We start from the raw sequence: 16,656 nt of genomic DNA, 5'->3' as shown, positions 1-16,656 counted from the left end.
TCGTGCCGGGCCCACCAATATTTCCAAGGGCTCGGTCACGCACGATTCAAATTTTGTTTTTTGACCTTGAGGCAGCCAAATCTCCGCCCCCGCTGCCATCGCCACCATGCGCGGCGATGAACATGGCGACGGCCGACCGGCAATAGGATTCGATTTCCTCGTCATCCTCTGCTCTTGCCTGATCGAAGCGTGCGATCATCACGAGATCGGATCCTTTGAAAAGCGCGGCAAACAAGCGGGCGGACTGGAGAGGATCGGGCACGTTCAGAAGCGCCTTCGCGTGCAACTGACGCAACAGGGCCTCGATTTGAGCGATGATATGGGCGGGGCGGGCTTCGTAATGGAGCTTGCTCAGCGACTTTTGATTGGTCGTGTCGGCCATGACCATGGCTTCGACATTGCGCACGTCCGGCCTCAACAGCGTGCGAAGCAGAGATGATCCCACCGCCATGAGCTGATCTTCGGCCGAACCGTCGATGCCTTCAAAAAGGACCTGTGTAAACTGATGGCAGCCGGCCGCGATGGCCGCGCTGAACAGCGCCTCCTTGTTCTCGAAGTGCCGATAGATGCTCAGCTTGGATATTTTCGCCCGCTGGGCGACCTTGTCCAAGGTCGTCGCTTGAAAACCCAATTCCACGAAGAGTTCGCGCGCGGTGTCGATGATCGTTTGGCCAAGCGCCTCGTTGGCGGGCCGGCCGCGCCGGCCCAGTCTGTTTTCGGTCACGACAATTCCAGTACTTGACAGTATTCTAATTCTTGAATTACGATACCATGCAGTGTCGGAAATAAGCAAGCCAATGGGCAGGTTTCGACCTGTTCTCCAACGGAGCCCATCCCCATGGATGACGTCATCATCATCGGCGGCAGCTTTGCCGGTCTTGCCGGCGCCCTGCAGCTCGGCCGTGCCCGCCGCAAGGTCACCGTTCTCGATACCGGCCTGCCCCGCAACCTCTTCGCTGGCCATTCGCATGGCCTGCTCGGGCACGATCACAAGCCGCCGCTGGACATCCTGGCCGAGGCGCGGCAACAGCTGGCGCGTTATCCCACGATCAGGCTGGTCAGTGCCCGGGCCGACAGCGTCTCCGGCGCCATCGACGATTTCAACGTCGTCACGTCCGAGGGCGAAAGCTCTCGGGCGCGTCGTCTGATCCTGAGCTATGGCGTCGCCGACCAGATGCCTGATGTCCCGGGCTATGCCGAAAGCTGGGGCACCTCCATCGTGCCCTGCCCCTATTGCGACGGCTTCGAAGTCGCCGGCCGGCATTGGGGCCTCGTCTGGTCCGGCCCGCAGTCGCACAATCAGGTCAGGCTGTTCCTCGATTGGACCGACAAGTTGACTGTCTTTGCCGATGGTCACGACATTCCGCCTGAAATCCAGGCCGATCTGGCGCGCCGCAAGATACCTGTCGTCGATGGCCGGATCACCGAGATCGCCCATCACAAGGGCCATATCGCCGCCGTCAATCTCGATACCGGCCGCACTATCGCAGTCGACGTCCTGTTCGCCCATCCGCGCAACAAGCCGTCCGCAAGCCTGCATGAATCATTGGGCCTCGCCACGGTGGATACGCCCTCGGGCATCGCCCTCAAGGTCGACGAGCGCCGCCAAACCAGCATGCCCGGCATCTACGCCGCCGGAGACCTCACCACGGTCTTCTTGCCCTCGGTCACCCAGGCATCATCGCAGGGCGCGATGGCGGGCATCTTCGCCCAGCAGTCGATGCTGGCTTGAGCGCACAGATTGGAATGAGCATGGCCGTCGAACCGGACAGCGCGGGTGTGCGCTTCCCTCCGCCCTTCGTCTATCTGGGAGCGCTGCTGTTGGGGCTGGCGGCGGAGCGGTTCGTCACCCTGCGCACTTTCGGCATCGACTGGCGGTTGCTGGTCGCGACGGGCGCGCTGCTGTTCGTTGCCGGCGCGGCGATGATGCTTGCGGCGGCGGGGCTGTTCCGGCGGCTGGGCACCAACGTTCCGCCGTCGCAGCCAACGACCCTCATCGCAACGACCGGCCCTTATCGGTGGACCCGCAACCCCATGTATCTCGGCATGGCGCTTATCTATGCCGGCCTTGCGATCGGCTTCGACGGGCCGATCGCCTTCGCCCTGCTCCCGTTGGTGCTGATCGCGATCCAGACGCAGGTGATCGCCCGCGAGGAGCGCTATCTCGAAGCGAAGTTCGGCGACGACTACCGCCGCTACAAGGCCAAGGTTCGCCGCTGGCTCTGACTATTCCGCCGCCGCCGCCTGCGGGGCCTTCCCATAGACCAGCACCGGCTTCCTTGCCGCGAGCTATCACCGCAGACTCGACGCGCCCGCGCACCCGCAGCGAGTTGAGAGGCGTTACGCCAATCGAGCGGCCAACTGCGTTGCGGCTTGAACCGCCCCCGCAGATGCGGCTGCTCGACCCCGACGATCGATCTCCGAGATCGTGCAAGCCGCAAAGTTGTTCTGAAGGCGATGACTTTACGTCAGATCGGTATCGCCAGCTCCGTGATTGCGAGCGAAGCGAAGCACGGGGGAATTGCAAGTCTATTATGGTGAGTTCAAATTCCCCGGCCCGGTGCTGCCCATCATCGCCCTGCCGCTTGCAACTCAGTCAGCCGGAGGCAACCGTTCTCACGTCGGTGCCAATTGGGCCTGATCGGGCACAGGAGCGACCCCATAAGACAGCAAGGCGCCTTGCCAACGACTGCGTTTCAGGAATTGCTCCCAGGTCAGCGCCTGCGGATCGATTTTCCGGCTCCACGTCAGGTCGCGCTCGGGGGCAAAGTAGCCATATTCGACGGCGTATTCGACCATGCCCACCAACTCGCGCACGAGATGCTCGTCGGCGGCAAAACCCGGAAAGTGGCGCAACAAATCTTCGCGCGAATAAGCAGAGGCATAGCGCGCCCGCCGCCCGGTGACGCGCACAAACGTGTCCACCATGTCCTGCGCCGAGAGAAACTCGCCGATAACCGGGAGGGTCTGGCCAGCATATTGCGTCGGGTGATCGAAAATCTCGCGCACCGCCGGCCCGGTCGCAGTGAGTGGATCACAGAACGGCATGGGGACGTGCGGCGGCAGGTAGATGGCAAACGTGATGCCGTCCTTCCCTCGCTGCGGCACATAGTACTCCAGGAAGTTGGTGTAGAAGAATGCCAGGTACACGAACGAGCTACGAATGGGCAGGCTGCGAATATAGTCTGCCACCTTCGCCTTGTCGGTGAAGTGCGGCGCCCACTTGGTACCGGCGGTGCGCGCCTCGACATTTTCGAGCCCGCTGAAAACCACATGCTCGACGCCAGCGGCCATCGCCGCATCGGCCAATTCCTTGCCGAGGGTAAACTCAAGTTCAGCGGGCGGCACTTTGACAATGGGTGGCGTCATCAGGAACGCTCCGGCCGAGCCTCTCATAGCCGCGGTCAGTTCAGCCTGCTTGCCGGCTTCAAGCGGCGCGACCACGACTTCGGCACCCTTCTGCGCCAGAATTTGTGCGGGCTGACTATCGCGGCGCCGAGTCAGGGCACGCACCCGGTAGCGCCCACTGTCGAGCAAGGCCTCGGCGACACTTCGACCTTGCTTGCTCGAGGCACCGACTACGGTGATCAAAGGTTTGGAGGTATCGGCCTGAATCATTCTGCTTCTCCCGTTCGCAACCGCTCCCGCCCGAATCCCACCATGCCTACAGGTGAGCGCGGCGAGGGTCCGCCTAGGCCACGAAGTCTCGACTGCTTCGAGCTATATTTGAAATCGTAGAAATGTTCGGCTACTATCCATCCAATGGATAGCAAGCGCCTCGATCTCAATCTGTTGGTCACTCTCGAGACGTTGCTGGTGGAGCAGAACGTCACGAAGGCGGCGGTCCGCCTTCATCTGAGTCAACCCGCGGTAAGCGCGCAGCTAAACCGTCTCCGGCATGAATTCGATGACTTGTTGCTCATTCCTGCACAGCGAGGAATGACGCCGACGGCCAAGGCAATCGAACTGCTCGACCCGTTGCGCGAGGCGCTCGACCAGGTTCGCGCCACCGTCGCCACGCACAGGAACTTCGATCCTGCCAAAGCCGAGCTGACCGTCGCCATCGCCTGCACAGACTATTTGCAGGCGGCGGTGATCAAGCCGCTCGTCGTGGAACTCAGAACACGGGCGCCCAGGGTGCGTGTGGCGCTGCGCAATCTGGATCCGCCGCAGCTGGAGGCGCAGATGGCGCGCGGTGAAGTCGACCTGGTGCTGATGACACCACAGGATGCGCCGCCCAGTCTCCGTACCCGGCATCTTTTCGACGAACGCTATGTGCTTATCGGCCGCCGCAAGCATCCGCGCCTACGGAAGGGAATCACGGTCGAAGAATTTGCCAAGCTGGAGCACGTAGTCGTGTCCCTTGGTGGCGGCGGCTTTGTGACGCCAGTGGATAGCGCTTTGGCCGCGCTCGGATACAAGCGCAATGCGGTGCTATCCGCAGCTTCGTTCTTGTTCGTTCCCGAGATCGTGTCTGACTCGGATTTCGTAGCTCTGGTGCCGGAAAGACTGGTGCGCGACCGTTCCGACACACTCAAGGTGATGAACTGTCCGTTCCCAGTGGATGGCTTCGCAGTCGGGATGGTGTGGCACGAGCGCAGCCACGGACACAGCGGGCAGCGCTGGATTCGAGAGGCAATCGTGTCACTGGTCAAGGCTTAGGCCAACAACCGTAGAAGCTACGGCAGCCTGAACGGACTGAAGGATGTCGATCGCTGCAAATCTGCCACTCGCCTCAAAAGCACGGAAAGCCTTCATTGGCCGCGGGCCTGACAGATGCAATGCGTCCGCGAGCGATACGTGCCTAACTAGGGCCTGATCGATTGGTACGAGCGTTATGAGCCGGTCGCTCATAACGGTCTGGTTGCAGGTTCGAGTCTTACCGGCCTCCACCATCTTGCCCTGCACCATGGGAACACACCTACCGCAGGATACTAGGGCCGCTCGCGAGCGGCCCCTTTTGCGCCCGTCACCGCAGTGACTAGAGCTTGTAGCCTCCACTGACCTCGATGACCTGTGCGGTCACCCCGAAACCAAAAAGGCTGCGACGGCGGCAATATCCTCGGTTTCACCAAAGCGCCCGAGCGCGGTATCGCGCTCAATGACCGTCACCGCCGTATTCGCACCGCGCCCGCGACCGCGCGAGCTGGAGATGCCAGGCGAATTGCTCATTCGACTGCGGCGATACGAATGGAACGTGTTCCGATCGGAGCGCCGGTCGCACGGTCGATGGTGAGGGGATCGATCTCCGTTCCGTTCTCGGCGTCGAAGAACCGCGTCACCTTGCCTCCGCTGCGATGCTTGCGTCCCCACGCGCCGATCGCAAACAGGACCGGCAAGAAGTCGCGCCCGGCTTCCGTCAGCACATATTCGTCCCGTGGCGGACGGTCTGAATAGCGGCGTTTCTCCAGCAGCCCTTCCTCGACTAGGGCTGAAAGCCGCCCTGTCAGCATCGTTGGCGCGATACCGAGACTCTTACGAAAGTCATCGAAGCGGGTCAGGCCCCCATGGGCGTCGCGCATGATCAACATGCTCCAAGCGTCCCCGACAATCGCCAGGCTCCGGGCGATCATACAGGGCTGGGTCGAAAGTTTTTTCATGTAAGTCTCGTTTTAGTAGTGACTTCGTACTAAATTGATAGTAACAAATTGTTCGTCGATATTCCAGAGCAAATTGAGAAGGCCGGAATGAGCAAGACAGAACAGGGAATTGCGCTGATTCCGGGTGCTTCCGGTGCCAGTCGAACGATGGAGCAAGTGATGTCAAACTATGTCAGCCACCCGGGATCGATCGTGCGCTATGTCGATGCGCCGAATCTCTCGATCAGTGCTGCAGGAACAACTTTTGCCTATCGCGACATCGGTCCACGCACTGGCGTTCCATTGATCCTTCTCAACCATTGGGGCGCGGTTCTCGACAATTTCGACCCACCGATCGTCGATGGGCTCGCCACCAGGCATCGCGTGATCGCGATCGACTACCGAGGTATCGGCGCTTCAAGCGGGAAAGCGCCTGTTTCCGTTGGCGAAATGGCGCAAGATACGATTGCTCTGATCGCCGCGCTGGGCTTTGAGAAAGTCGATCTGCTCGGTTTTTCCCTCGGCGGTTTCGTGGCGCAGGATATCGCGCTGAAGGCGCCTCATCTCGTGCGAAAGCTCATTCTGACCGGCACGGGCCCGGCAGGCGGCAAAGGCATCGAGAAGGTTGGGCCGGTGTCCTGGCCGCTGATGATCAAGGGCTTGCTGACACTGCGAGACCCGAAATTCTACCTGTTCTTCACCTCCACGGCCAATGGCCGCCGAGCCGCAAAGGCTTTTCTCGCAAGGCTGAAGGAGCGCAAGGCAGATCGGGACAAAGCAGCCACCCCAGTGGCCCTGCTGCGGCAACTCAAGGCGATCAAGAGCTGGGGCCAAGAGGCGCCTCAGGATCTCGGCAGCATCCGCATCCCGGTCCTGGTCGCGAATGGCGATAACGATATCATGGTGCCGACCGCAAACAGCACCGACATGGCACGGCGTATCCCGGGCGCACAATTGGTCATCTACGAAGATGCCGGGCATGGCGGCATTTTCCAGTACCACGCCGATTTCGTGCCGAAGGCGCTGTCCTTCCTCGACGCCTGACACCGCGACCAAATTTCAAATTGGAGATGGCATCATGAAGGCATTCGTCGTCGACAAATACAAGAAGAAGGGCACTCTGCGCTCGGCAACCATGCCAGAACCGGAGTTGCGGGACGATGATGTCCTGGTTCGGATTCACGCAACTGCTGTGAACGTTCTGGACTCCAAGCTCAGGGATGGAGAATTCAAACTCATCCTGCCATATCGTCCGCCTTTCATTCTGGGCCACGATGTTGCCGGGACGGTCGTCAGGGTTGGCCGCAATGTCAGGCGGTTCAAGGCAGGCGACGAGGTCTATGCACGGCCGCGCGATCATCGGATCGGAACATTCGCCGAATTCATTGCGATGAACGAAGCCGACGTGGCGCCGAAGCCTGCGAACATCAGCATGGAAGAGGCCGCGTCGATCCCGCTGGTGGGGCTGACCGCCTGGCAGGCGCTGGTCGAGGTGGGCAAGCTGAAGCCTGGCCAGAAGGTCTTCATCCAGGCCGGCTCCGGCGGGGTGGGGACTTTCGCGATCCAACTCGCCAAGCATCTCGGTGCGGTCGTTGCGACGACGACGAGCGCGAAAAATGCCGAGCTGGTCAAGAGCCTCGGCGCGGATTTGGTCATCGGCTACAAGACGCAGGATTTCGAGAAGGTTCTGTCGGGCTACGATCTGGTCCTGCACAGCCAGGACGCCAAGGCGCTCGATAAATCTCTGCGGGTGCTCAAGCCGGGCGGCCTGCTCATCTCGATCTCCGGGCCGCCCGATCCCGAATTCGCCAAGCAGCAGGGCATGAACTTCTTCCTGAAACTGGTGATGCGCTTGCTGAGCCGTGGTGTGCGGAAGAAAGCCGGAAAACTTGGTGTGCGCTTCTCATTCCTGTTCATGCGAGCGCAGGGACAGCAGCTCCGCGAAATCACGTCCCTGATCGAAGCCGGCGTAATCCGTCCGGTCGTGGACAAGGTTTTCCCGTTCGAGAAGACCGCGGACGCGCTGGCCTATGTCGAGACCGGGCGCGCAAAGGGCAAGGTCGTCATTGCAGTGAACCAATAGGTCGCCAATCGCATCCGAGGTGTAACATGGCTCAATCCGAACACGGCACCCAACCTTCAAACCAGGACGTTGCACTCATTGTCGGCGGTGGCCCGGGCATCAGCTCGAGTTGCGCCCGGCTGTTCGCGGAAAACGGCATGCGTGTCGGCGTCGCAGCCAGGAATCCCGAAAAAGCGGTTCTTCAGTCTCTCGAAAAGATGCATGGCGTGCGTCGATACGCCTGCGATGCAAGCGAACCGGCAGCCGTGGCAAAGCTGTTCGAGAACGTTGTGCAAGAGATCGGGACGCCGCGGCTCGTCGTGCACAACATCGACGGCCGGGTTCCCGGCATTTTCCGCAAGAACGTGATCGAGGCCGATCCGGTCATGGCGCTCGAGACACTTCGAAACTCGGCGTTCTCTGCGTTTCTGGTCGGTCAACAGGCAGCTCGGCTCATGCTCGGAAACGAACCCGACGCCAATGGTGCGAGAGGAACCATCATTTTCACGAACGCCAGCGCGGCGCTCAAGGGCTTTCCATCAAGTGGCGCATTTGCGATGGCATGTCATGCCAAGTCCGGACTCGCGCAAAGCATGGCAAGAGAACTGATGCCGCGGGGAATCCACGTGGCGAATGTACCGATCGACGCCGCGATCGGCTGGACTCAGGAGGATGGGACCCGGGCGCACCGGCTTGCAGGAACGACTGTCGACGACAACATGGCCGACCCTGCCCACATTGCGGAGACCTATCTGCAACTCCACCGTCAGCATCGGTCGACCTGGGCCTTCGAAGTCGTGCTCCGGCCGTGGGTCGAGAAATGGTGATTCCCACTGACTTCGGCGCGGACCTGCGTAGCGCCTGATCCCGGTTTCGGCCAGCCCATCGGAAGATTGGGCGACTTGACCTTTTTGCGGCACGAGGCCTCTCTCAACTCGCCTTCTTGATCCGCGATCCCTTGAGGAAATCCGAAAAGGCCTTGAGGCTCGCCTCCGACACATGGTGCTCGATGCCTTCGGCATCCGCTTCGGCGGCCTCCTTCGGCACGCCGAGCGCAAGCAGCACTTCGAGCACGAGACGGTGGCGCGCGCGCACTCGCCTTGCGAGCGCTTCGCCTTTCTCGGTCAGGAAAATGCCGCGATAAGGGCGCGCCGTGGCGAGATCCTCGCGCTTCAGCCGCGCGATCGTGTTGATCGCGGTGGGATGCGACACCCCAAGCCGTCGCGCGATGTCGGTGGCGCGCGCCTCACCCGTCGACTCGATCAGATCGGCGATCAGCTCGACATAGTCCTCCAGGATCGCCGTCGACCGCGCAGTACGAGCCTTCCCAAAGCGTCGCGCCTGTGCCTGTTCCGTCGGAAGAGCATGCGGCGAGGGCTTGCGGGCAGGTGAAGCCTTCCGGCTCATTGGAGAATCCGTAGTCATGGGATGACGGACCATGGGCTCCCGGGCAGGACATTGCAAGCCGGCGATTTGTCCGTCGCCTTCCTGCAACAGCTTCGCAATTGCAACAGCCTTGACATTATAGCCAACGCTCCTAAAACGTAGCTTAAGCTACATATTGGGGTCTTTACTAAGCATACTGGAAGCGCGTTGGAGGTCGTGGATGCGTGTTTGCGTTGCTCGTCGGGGCCTGTTGGGCACGACGTCGGTCGCCTTGATCTGGCTGCACGGGATCGCGGCGGCCCAGCAGGCCACCCCGCCCTCGACCGACAGCCCGTCCGGGTCACCCGCAATCCAGTCCCAGCCGCCCACAGCGCCGGATGCATCGAACGCGCGGCCGTCCGCAGCTCCCGCGCCGGCCCCCGCGACGTCAGCGTCCCCATCCCCCGCCCCTGCGGCGCAGCCGTCACCGCCCGCGCCATCGTCGCCGGCGCAGGCCAACAGTCCAGCAGAAATCGAAATCCCCCAGGTGACGGTCGAAAGCCGGCAGCCCAGGGCGACGCGCCGCACCACCCGCAACGCGTCGGCCGGCCGGCCGGCCGCATCACGCACCGCACCGGCGCCAGCCACGCCGCCCGCGGCCGCATCTGCAGCCGCGCCCTTCTCACCATCGGCACTGAGCGGCGACCAGATTCAGGCGAGCACGAGCCCGAGCTTCGGAAATCTGTTCTTCACCGCCCCGGGAGCGACCTCGGCCGGCCTGTCAAACCATTCATCGCGCCCCGTTCTACGCGGGCTGTCCGACGCCAAGGTCAGAATCCAGGAAAACGGCATCGGCAGCGTCGACGTCTCCGACATCGCGCAGGATCATGGCGTACCGCTCGATCCACTGGCGCTGCAGAAGACCGAAGTGTTTCGCGGGCCGGGTGCGCTGCGCTTCGGCTCGCAAGCGGTTGGCGGCGTCGTTGACGTCACCAACAATCGGATTCCCACTGCTGCGCCGGTCGGCGGGATGGCCGCGGAGCTGCGGTCGGCCGTCACCTCGGTCGACAGCGGCTGGGAGAGCGGCCTGCTGCTCGACGCCGGCGCCGGCAATGCGGCCGTGCACGCCGACGTCTATGGCCGCGGCGCCCAGGACTATCGCATCCCGAGCTACCCTTACTTGGTCCCACCGAGCCCGGCGCCGGCTTTCAACGGGCGGCAGCCGAACTCGGCGATGCGGAGCGCGGGCGCCGCGATCGGCGGCTCCTATCTGTTCGATGGCGGATATGCCGGCCTGTCGATCTCCCGCTTCACCAGCGACTACCACGTCCCCGGCATCGCGTCGGCCGACAGCCAGCAGCACAACGATCTCGAGCAGACCAAGATCATGAGCAAGGGCGAATACCGCCCCGATGCCGCCGCATTCGCTGCCGTGCGCTACTGGCTCGGCTACTCCGACTACCGCCACGACGAGATCGACGTCAACCAAACCGCTTTCAGGACTTTCCAGACCATCGGCGCGACGTTCAAGAACCGCGCGACCGAAGGCAAGGTCGAAGTGGAGAGCCAGCCCGTCGCGACGCCGCTCGGCGCGCTGACCAGCATCGTCGGCGTGCAGGGCGCATACCAACGCCTCGACACAATCGGCCAGGCGATCCTGCTGCCGGCGCAGACCACGACCGCCGCCGGATATTTCTTCGAGGAAATGAAGCACACCGATACGCTGCGAACCCAGTTCGCCGCCCGCATCGAATCCGTCGATGTCGCCGGCACCTCATTCGGATTCCCGTCGAACTATTTGCCGCCGCCGAACCTGCCGACAAGCTCGGCGTCCCGCTCCGACTTCCTGCCGACCAGCCTCAGCTTCGGCGTGATCAAGGATCTTCCGTCGTATCTTCAAGCGAGCCTGACGCTGCAGCGGATCCAGCGCGCGCCGCGCGCCCTCGAACTGTTCGCAAGCGGTCCTGACGACTCCGAGAAAACCTTCAAGATCGGTAATCCCGACCTCTCGCTCGAGACCGCCAACACCGCGGAGATCGGCCTGAAGCGAACCCGCGGCGATGTCAGGTTCGATGCCAACCTCTATTACACCCGCTACGATAAGTTCATCGTCGGCCAGGCGACCGGCAATTTCTGCGGGGCCACGTTTGCGACCTGCGTGGCCGGCGGCACCGGCGACTACATCCAGGTCGCCTACTCGCAACGCGACGCGATCTTTCGCGGCGGCGAATTGTCGTGGCAATGGGACGTGTCGCCGCTCTCCGGCGGCATCTTCGGACTGGAAGGCCAGTTCGACATGGTGCGCGCCACCTTCACCGACGGCACCAACGTGCCGCGCATCCCGCCGATGCGGCTCGGCGGCGGCGTCTACTGGCGAAGCGAGGCCTGGTATGCGCGGCTGAACCTGCTGCACGCCTTCAGGCAGAACGATTTTGCGCAATTCGACACGCCGACCGACGGCTACAATCTGCTCAAGCTCCAGATCGAGCACCGGCAGCGCTGGAAGGATTCTCCCTGGGGTGCGGTGGAAGTGGCAACCGGCCTGATCGGCGACAATCTTCTCAACGCCGACATCCGCAACTCCGTCCAGTTCCACAAGGACGAGATCCTGCAGCCGGGCCGGACCGTCAAGCTCTTCCTCAACGTCAAATACGGCGCCGATGCACCGGCCATCACGAGAATTGGCGCTGCAAGGGAGCAGGACGCGCCGTCGATCTTCCGCAAGGCGCCGTCGACGGCCTCGTGGGACTGGAGCGGGTTCTACGCCGGCGGCAACGCTGGCTACTCATGGGGTGCCGCAAAGACCTATGCGGGCTTCATCGACAATGCGAGCCAGACTCCGCTCGATGGCGAACGCCCGACTGCCGGGCTCGATCATGCAGGGCTCGGTGTCCAGGCCGGTTACAACTGGACAATGGGGCGGATGGTGGCAGGCATCGAAGGCGATTTCGTCTACGCCAACCAGCACGGCCAATCGTCGACCACGTGCCCGACAGCGGCCTGCAACGCAGCGCTGCTCCCGCTCGATGCCCCGATGACGGCCAGCATGAGCTACCGGCTCGACTGGATGGCCTCGCTGCGCGGCCGCGTCGGCGTCGCGGTGACGCCTGCGACCCTCGCCTATGTCACGGCCGGCGTGCCGTTCGGGACGGTGAACTCGTCGGGAACGGTGTCGGGCTTCACCACAACCGGTGCTGCGACGACGACGCCCTTCAATGTCGACACGTTCCGCTTCGGATGGGCCGTCGGCGCCGGACTGGAGAGCCGGCTGTTCGGCAACTGGACCGGACGGATCGAGTATCTCCACGCCGATCTCGGCTCATTCCGCGCCACGCCGAACATGGCCGCCGGCATGGCAACATCGTTCGATTCCGATGCCCAGGTCAGGACCGACACTGTCCGCCTCGGCGTGAACTACAAGTTCGGCGCGGCGATCGAAAGGGACTAAAGCGCGATGCGATTAGGATGAATCGTCATCGCGCTTTAGGTTGTTGTTTGAGCATGATCTTTTCGGAAAACCGCTGCGCACTTTTCCGGATCATGCTTTAGGGCGCAAGGGACGGCGATCCTACTTGACGGTGAAACGGATCGGCAATCTGACCACAACGACGTTGCCGGCAAGCGTATCGGGTGGCGCAGGAAACGGCTGCGCGCGCTTCAACAGGGCGACAGCTTCGCTGTCCAACGCGTCCGAGCCCGAACTCTGGATCACGTGTGCATCACCGACCATGCCGCCATGGTCCAGCGTGAATCGGACCTGCGTGATGCCCTGCTCACGCCGCGATCGCGCGGCTTCCGGATAGCGCTTGTTGCGTTCGACCAGAGCCAGGATCTGTGAACGCCAGGTCGCAAGCGCCTGCGAATCCTTTTGAGCGGGCTGTCCCTGCGTCGGCGCCACCGCCACCGGCGCAACGCGGTCCGACACGGCCGGCGGCGCCGACGCCGACGCCGCGGCCTGTTGCTCCGGTGCAGCGTCCGGCTGCGCCTTGGTTCGCGCATCGACGACGGCCTCCGGATTGGAAGCCGGCGGAAGCTCGGGCACATCGTCGGGCTGTGCGACCTCCGGCTTTGCCTCGGGGCGCGCCTCGGACATCGCCTGCTCCGGCCCGGGCGGAATGTCGGTCGGCGTGGTCGATGGGGCGGCCGGCAGCGGTGCAAGGTCGACCACCACGGCGCCGGCCGGCTCGGCCGGATCGAGATCGTCGGGCCGTTGCCACGTCGCGAGCGAAGCGGCGAGTGCACTGTACATGGTCAGGACGGCGAGGCTGCTGAACGTCCAGCGCTTCAGGTCCGACGCATCTTCGGCGGCGAGACGCTTCATGGTTCGGTCGTCTGCTCCAGTCCGACCAGCGCCACCTTCAGATAACCGGCCGTCCGCAGCCCGTTCATGACCCGCATGATCTCGCCGTATGGAACGGTCTTGTCGCCGCGGAGAAAAATTCGCGTGTCCTTCTGGCCATTGGTGGCGGCATCGAGCACGCCGGCGAGCGCGGCACGGCCAACCGTCTCGTCGCCGACCGACAGGGAGAGATCCGGCTTGACCGTCAGATAGACCGGCTTGTCCGGACGCGGGTGTGGCTGCGCATTGGATGCCGGCAGATCGACGGCGATGTCGACGGTTGCAAGCGGCGCGGCGACCATGAAGATGATGAGGAGCACAAGAATGACGTCGATGAACGGCGTCACGTTGATGTCATTGACCTCCGCGAGGTCGCCGCCGGCCTGATTGAGATCGATCGCCATCGGCCTACTCCGCCGCAGCGAGCCGCAGCCGCCTGGCGGAGACGGTGCCGCCATCGAGATCCCGGCCCGCCAGCCGCGCGATCTCCGCCGAGCTGTCGCCAAGCAGCGCGCGATACGCTGCGATCTGACGGGCAAACAGGTTGTAGATCACCACCGCCGGAATGGCGGCAACGAGCCCGAGCGCGGTTGCCAGCAGCGCTTCCGCGATGCCGGGCGCGACTACGGCGAGGTTGGTGGTCTGGGATTTCGAGATGCCGACGAAGCTATTCATGATGCCCCAGACGGTGCCGAACAGGCCCACAAAGGGACCGGTTGCTCCGATGGTCGCCAGCACGCCGGTGCCGAATGCGATGCGCCGGCTTGCGGCCGCCTCGATCTGCTGCAGCCGGGAAGCGATCCGTGCCTTGATTCCTTCCTTGTCCATCCGATCGGTGCTCAGATCGAGCTCGGCGACAGTGCCCTCGAGCAACCATGCTACGGGCCCCTCGCGGACGGCTCGCACCGCCTCGTCCAGGCTCCGCGCCACCGCAAGCTCGCGCAGGGCGCGCCTGACATTGCGGCGCGCACCGAACAGTTCGATCGTCTTGGACAGGCAAACCGTGCAGGTAACCAGCGTGGCGAAAGCAAGCCCGACCATGACGGCCTTCACGATGACGTCCGCCTGCATGAACATGCCCCAGGGACTGAGATCGCGAGGGAGTATCGCGGCAGCGACCGCCGTGCTCTCGGAACCCTGTTGCGCGAGCGCGGGCCCCATCGCGCCGATCAGGCAAAACGTGACCATTGCCGGGACGCGGGAGGCCGCCCGACCGGTGGAACCACAGCGACGGCCTGGAAGTGCATGAAATTGCATCGGATGCGTTCTTCTGATGTCGTTTCCTGTACTTCATTCTGTAGCATCACCTACGACTTGCTGCAAATGCTAAGACGCAACGGAGCGCGCGCCAACCAAGGCGCCTTCCATTCGGTCGGAAAGCCATGTGAATGCAAGGGGTTGGGCTTTCAGCCCTCTTAGGGCTCGTCTCGCAACGTCGGGTCTCGCTACGGCAAGCCGGTTTGGCTGCACCGACGGCTATTTTTACGTGCCTTCGAGATTGATGCCGGTCACGATATCCTCGCAGAGGCCGGCGAGCTCGTTTCCGAGCTCGGTCAACGCCGGCGAGCCATAGCGCGCGAAGGCCTTGCCCGGGTCGATCCATCGCAGTTCGGTTGCGCTGTCGGGAAAGCCGATCACCGCGAATTTCAGCGGCGCCTCCAGCAGCGCCTCACTATCGGCGGCCAGCAGCCGCGTCATCAGGCGTGGGTGGAAAAACAGCACCTGACGCGCGGGGCCGATCGCGAAGCCGCCACGGTTGAGCAGCATTTGCGGGTTGATCTCGTGCAGGATCCAGAGGTCTGCCGCAACGATCCCCTGCTTCAAGCGGGCAACCACCTCCTCGACCGCCAGCGAAGAGGTGACCGACCTTTGAAAGGAAGTCGCCGCCGAGCCGCATCTGGAGAAGGCCACAGGTTGCAGTGCCTGCGTCATGGGATCAGCCTCCACCCGGTTTTGAAGGCCTGCTCGCGTCGAACGCTTCGAGCGTCCGCGCCGAGTAGACCAACGAAGCGCCCGCACCGATCGCGATCGCAACGCCAAGGGCCTCCGCGAGCTCTTCGCGGCTCGCGCCGTAACGTGCGGCGGCATCGGCGTGAACCGCAATACATCCGTCGCAGCGGGCGGTCACGGCCGCCGCCAGTGCGATCAGCTCGCGCGTCTTGTCATCGAGCTTTCCTGTCTGGGCGCCAGCCGCGCCGAGTTGGCGATACCCCTTCAGCGTCTCCGGGCTTAGCGCACCAATGTCGCCGATCTGCGCCAGCAGGTCGCTGCGATAGGCTTTCCAATCCATCATCATTGTCTCTTTCCTCGATCGACGGGGTTGTCGAGCTCAAGAGGTAGATGTGCGACCTCAGCGAAGCCATCGGCTACGGTCGTATGGCCGCCATACAGTCTGCCGAACCATCAGGCGAATTGCCGGAATTCTCCTGCGATGAAGTCCACCAGGCCGCGAACCCGCGGGATCTTGCCGGTGTCGCGGTGAAATCCCAGCCACAGCTCGCGGCTCGGGACGGGAGCCGGCGTCTTGACCGGACGAAGCTCGGGATAGGCTGACGCGAGGCGCGTTGGTATGCAGACCAGGCCCGCGCCGGCGGCGGCGGCCGCGGCCTGGCCATCGCGGCTGTTGCTGCAGAATCCAACATGTGCCTGCGGCAAATGGCGACGCAGCCACTTCGTCTCCGCAACGCTATCGGCGAGCGCCGCGTTCATCGTGATGAGCGCAGCGCCGGCGCCACCGCGCGAAAAGTCAGGTGGTCCTTTTGCCCTGAGGTAGGCTGCAGCGGCACAAAGCTCGAACGGAATGTTGCCGATCTTCCGCTGCATCAGTCCGTCCTGCTGGAAGCGTCCGAAGCGCAGGGCGACATCGATCTCCCGTCGCGTGAGGCTCAGGGCCTCGGCGTCGGTCACCAGCTCGACGGTGACTGTCGGATGCGCCGCACAGAACTTCGCCAGCAATGGCGAGAGGATCCGTGCCCCCAGCCATTCGGCCGAAGTCACGCGCACCGTTCCCGTTAGTCCGGCGCTGCTGCCGACTGCGATCCGCTGCGCGGCGAGCGCTGCGTCTTCCATCCTCTCGGCATAGTCGAGGATTTGCCGTCCGGTATCCGAGAGCCGAAGGCCGGACGGAAGGCGGTCGAACAGGATCGCGCCGAGCTTCCTTTCGAACAGCTCGAGGCGCCGGCTCATCGTCGGCTGCGTGGTACCCAGCTTTCGTGCGGCACCCGAGAGGCTCTTTTCGCGAACCAGGTGCAGGAAATAGCGCAGATCTTCCCATTCGATCGCAGGCAAATCTGTGGGCTTATGGGGCATGG

General features: G+C 63.2%; 17 protein-coding genes. 7 read left to right on the top strand and 10 right to left on the bottom strand.

Annotated elements, in window-relative coordinates; all coding sequences use genetic code 11:
- Window positions 1–46: 46 nt before the first annotated feature.
- Window positions 47–724: a TetR/AcrR family transcriptional regulator gene (locus IVA79_RS14820; RefSeq protein WP_247553886.1), complete on the bottom strand. Its 678-nt coding sequence runs from the start codon at window positions 722–724 to the stop codon at window positions 47–49.
- 114 nt (window positions 725–838) lie between these two features.
- Here IVA79_RS14820 and IVA79_RS14815 point away from each other — a divergent pair, with 114 nt between their 5' ends.
- Both IVA79_RS14815 and IVA79_RS14810 read left to right on the top strand, forming a co-directional pair.
- Window positions 839–1,732: an NAD(P)/FAD-dependent oxidoreductase gene (locus tag IVA79_RS14815; RefSeq protein WP_247553885.1), complete on the top strand. Its 894-nt coding sequence runs from the start codon at window positions 839–841 to the stop codon at window positions 1,730–1,732.
- Window positions 1,733–1,752: 20 nt separating this feature from the next.
- Window positions 1,753–2,226, top strand: a complete 474-nt coding sequence (locus tag IVA79_RS14810) for an isoprenylcysteine carboxylmethyltransferase family protein (protein ID WP_247553884.1) — start codon at window positions 1,753–1,755, stop codon at window positions 2,224–2,226.
- A 390-nt stretch (window positions 2,227–2,616) separates the two neighbouring features.
- On the opposite strand, the gene IVA79_RS14805 is transcribed toward IVA79_RS14810, so the two are convergent.
- Complete coding sequence (locus IVA79_RS14805; protein ID WP_247553883.1) at window positions 2,617–3,618, bottom strand: NmrA/HSCARG family protein; 1,002 nt, start codon at window positions 3,616–3,618, stop codon at window positions 2,617–2,619.
- Window positions 3,619–3,762: 144 nt separating this feature from the next.
- Between IVA79_RS14805 and IVA79_RS14800 the strand changes: the two genes are divergently transcribed.
- Window positions 3,763–4,662: a LysR family transcriptional regulator gene (locus tag IVA79_RS14800; RefSeq protein ID WP_247553882.1), complete on the top strand. Its 900-nt coding sequence runs from the start codon at window positions 3,763–3,765 to the stop codon at window positions 4,660–4,662.
- Between the two features lie 506 nt (window positions 4,663–5,168).
- Here the strand turns inward: IVA79_RS14800 and IVA79_RS14795 are convergent.
- A complete protein-coding gene (locus IVA79_RS14795) occupies window positions 5,169–5,600 on the bottom strand; it encodes a helix-turn-helix domain-containing protein (protein ID WP_247553881.1) in 432 nt (143 codons plus the stop codon).
- A gap of 159 nt (window positions 5,601–5,759) precedes the next feature.
- Here IVA79_RS14795 and IVA79_RS14790 point away from each other — a divergent pair, with 159 nt between their 5' ends.
- From IVA79_RS14790 to IVA79_RS14780, 3 genes are read left to right on the top strand one after another with little or no spacing between them, the layout of a single operon-like run.
- On the top strand, window positions 5,760–6,623 hold the full coding sequence (locus tag IVA79_RS14790; protein WP_247554045.1) for an alpha/beta hydrolase: 864 nt from the start codon (window positions 5,760–5,762) through the stop codon (window positions 6,621–6,623).
- A gap of 34 nt (window positions 6,624–6,657) precedes the next feature.
- Entirely contained in the window at window positions 6,658–7,662 is a 1,005-nt protein-coding gene (locus IVA79_RS14785) for an NADP-dependent oxidoreductase (RefSeq protein WP_247554042.1), read from the top strand.
- Window positions 7,663–7,688: 26 nt separating this feature from the next.
- Entirely contained in the window at window positions 7,689–8,468 is a 780-nt protein-coding gene (locus IVA79_RS14780; protein ID WP_247553880.1) for an SDR family oxidoreductase, read from the top strand.
- A gap of 103 nt (window positions 8,469–8,571) precedes the next feature.
- Here the strand turns inward: IVA79_RS14780 and mntR are convergent, their stop codons facing one another.
- Window positions 8,572–9,048 carry a manganese-binding transcriptional regulator MntR gene (gene mntR, locus IVA79_RS14775; protein ID WP_247553879.1) on the bottom strand — a complete coding sequence of 159 codons (477 nt, stop codon included), beginning with the start codon at window positions 9,046–9,048 and terminating at the stop codon, window positions 8,572–8,574.
- A 199-nt stretch (window positions 9,049–9,247) separates the two neighbouring features.
- Here mntR and IVA79_RS14770 point away from each other — a divergent pair, with 199 nt between their 5' ends.
- Entirely contained in the window at window positions 9,248–12,454 is a 3,207-nt protein-coding gene (locus tag IVA79_RS14770) for a TonB-dependent receptor (protein WP_247553878.1), read from the top strand.
- Window positions 12,455–12,574: 120 nt separating this feature from the next.
- Here the strand turns inward: IVA79_RS14770 and IVA79_RS14765 are convergent, their stop codons facing one another.
- The 6 genes from IVA79_RS14765 to IVA79_RS14740 form a co-directional block, all read right to left on the bottom strand.
- Window positions 12,575–13,327, bottom strand: coding sequence for an energy transducer TonB (locus IVA79_RS14765; protein ID WP_247553876.1), 753 nt, complete (start codon window positions 13,325–13,327; stop codon window positions 12,575–12,577).
- Window positions 13,324–13,749, bottom strand: coding sequence for a TonB system transport protein ExbD (gene exbD / locus IVA79_RS14760; RefSeq protein ID WP_247553874.1), 426 nt, complete (start codon window positions 13,747–13,749; stop codon window positions 13,324–13,326). Before exbD ends, IVA79_RS14765 begins: the two co-directional genes overlap by 4 nt.
- Window positions 13,750–13,753: 4 nt before the next feature.
- Window positions 13,754–14,506 carry a tonB-system energizer ExbB gene (gene exbB, locus IVA79_RS14755; RefSeq protein WP_247554040.1) on the bottom strand — a complete coding sequence of 251 codons (753 nt, stop codon included), beginning with the start codon at window positions 14,504–14,506 and terminating at the stop codon, window positions 13,754–13,756.
- Window positions 14,507–14,827: 321 nt separating this feature from the next.
- A complete protein-coding gene (locus IVA79_RS14750; RefSeq protein ID WP_247553873.1) occupies window positions 14,828–15,277 on the bottom strand; it encodes a DUF302 domain-containing protein in 450 nt (149 codons plus the stop codon).
- A 4-nt stretch (window positions 15,278–15,281) separates the two neighbouring features.
- Complete coding sequence (locus IVA79_RS14745) at window positions 15,282–15,641, bottom strand: carboxymuconolactone decarboxylase family protein (RefSeq protein ID WP_346658175.1); 360 nt, start codon at window positions 15,639–15,641, stop codon at window positions 15,282–15,284.
- Window positions 15,642–15,748: 107 nt separating this feature from the next.
- Window positions 15,749–16,654: a LysR family transcriptional regulator gene (locus IVA79_RS14740; RefSeq protein ID WP_247553872.1), complete on the bottom strand. Its 906-nt coding sequence runs from the start codon at window positions 16,652–16,654 to the stop codon at window positions 15,749–15,751.
- Between the last annotated feature and the right edge of the window lie 2 nt (window positions 16,655–16,656).

Source organism: Bradyrhizobium sp. 138, from assembly GCF_023074075.1.
Classification (GTDB): Bacteria; Pseudomonadota; Alphaproteobacteria; order Rhizobiales; family Xanthobacteraceae; genus Bradyrhizobium.
Note: the sequence above shows the minus strand (reverse complement) of the source record. Positions and strands in the feature narration are given on the sequence as shown.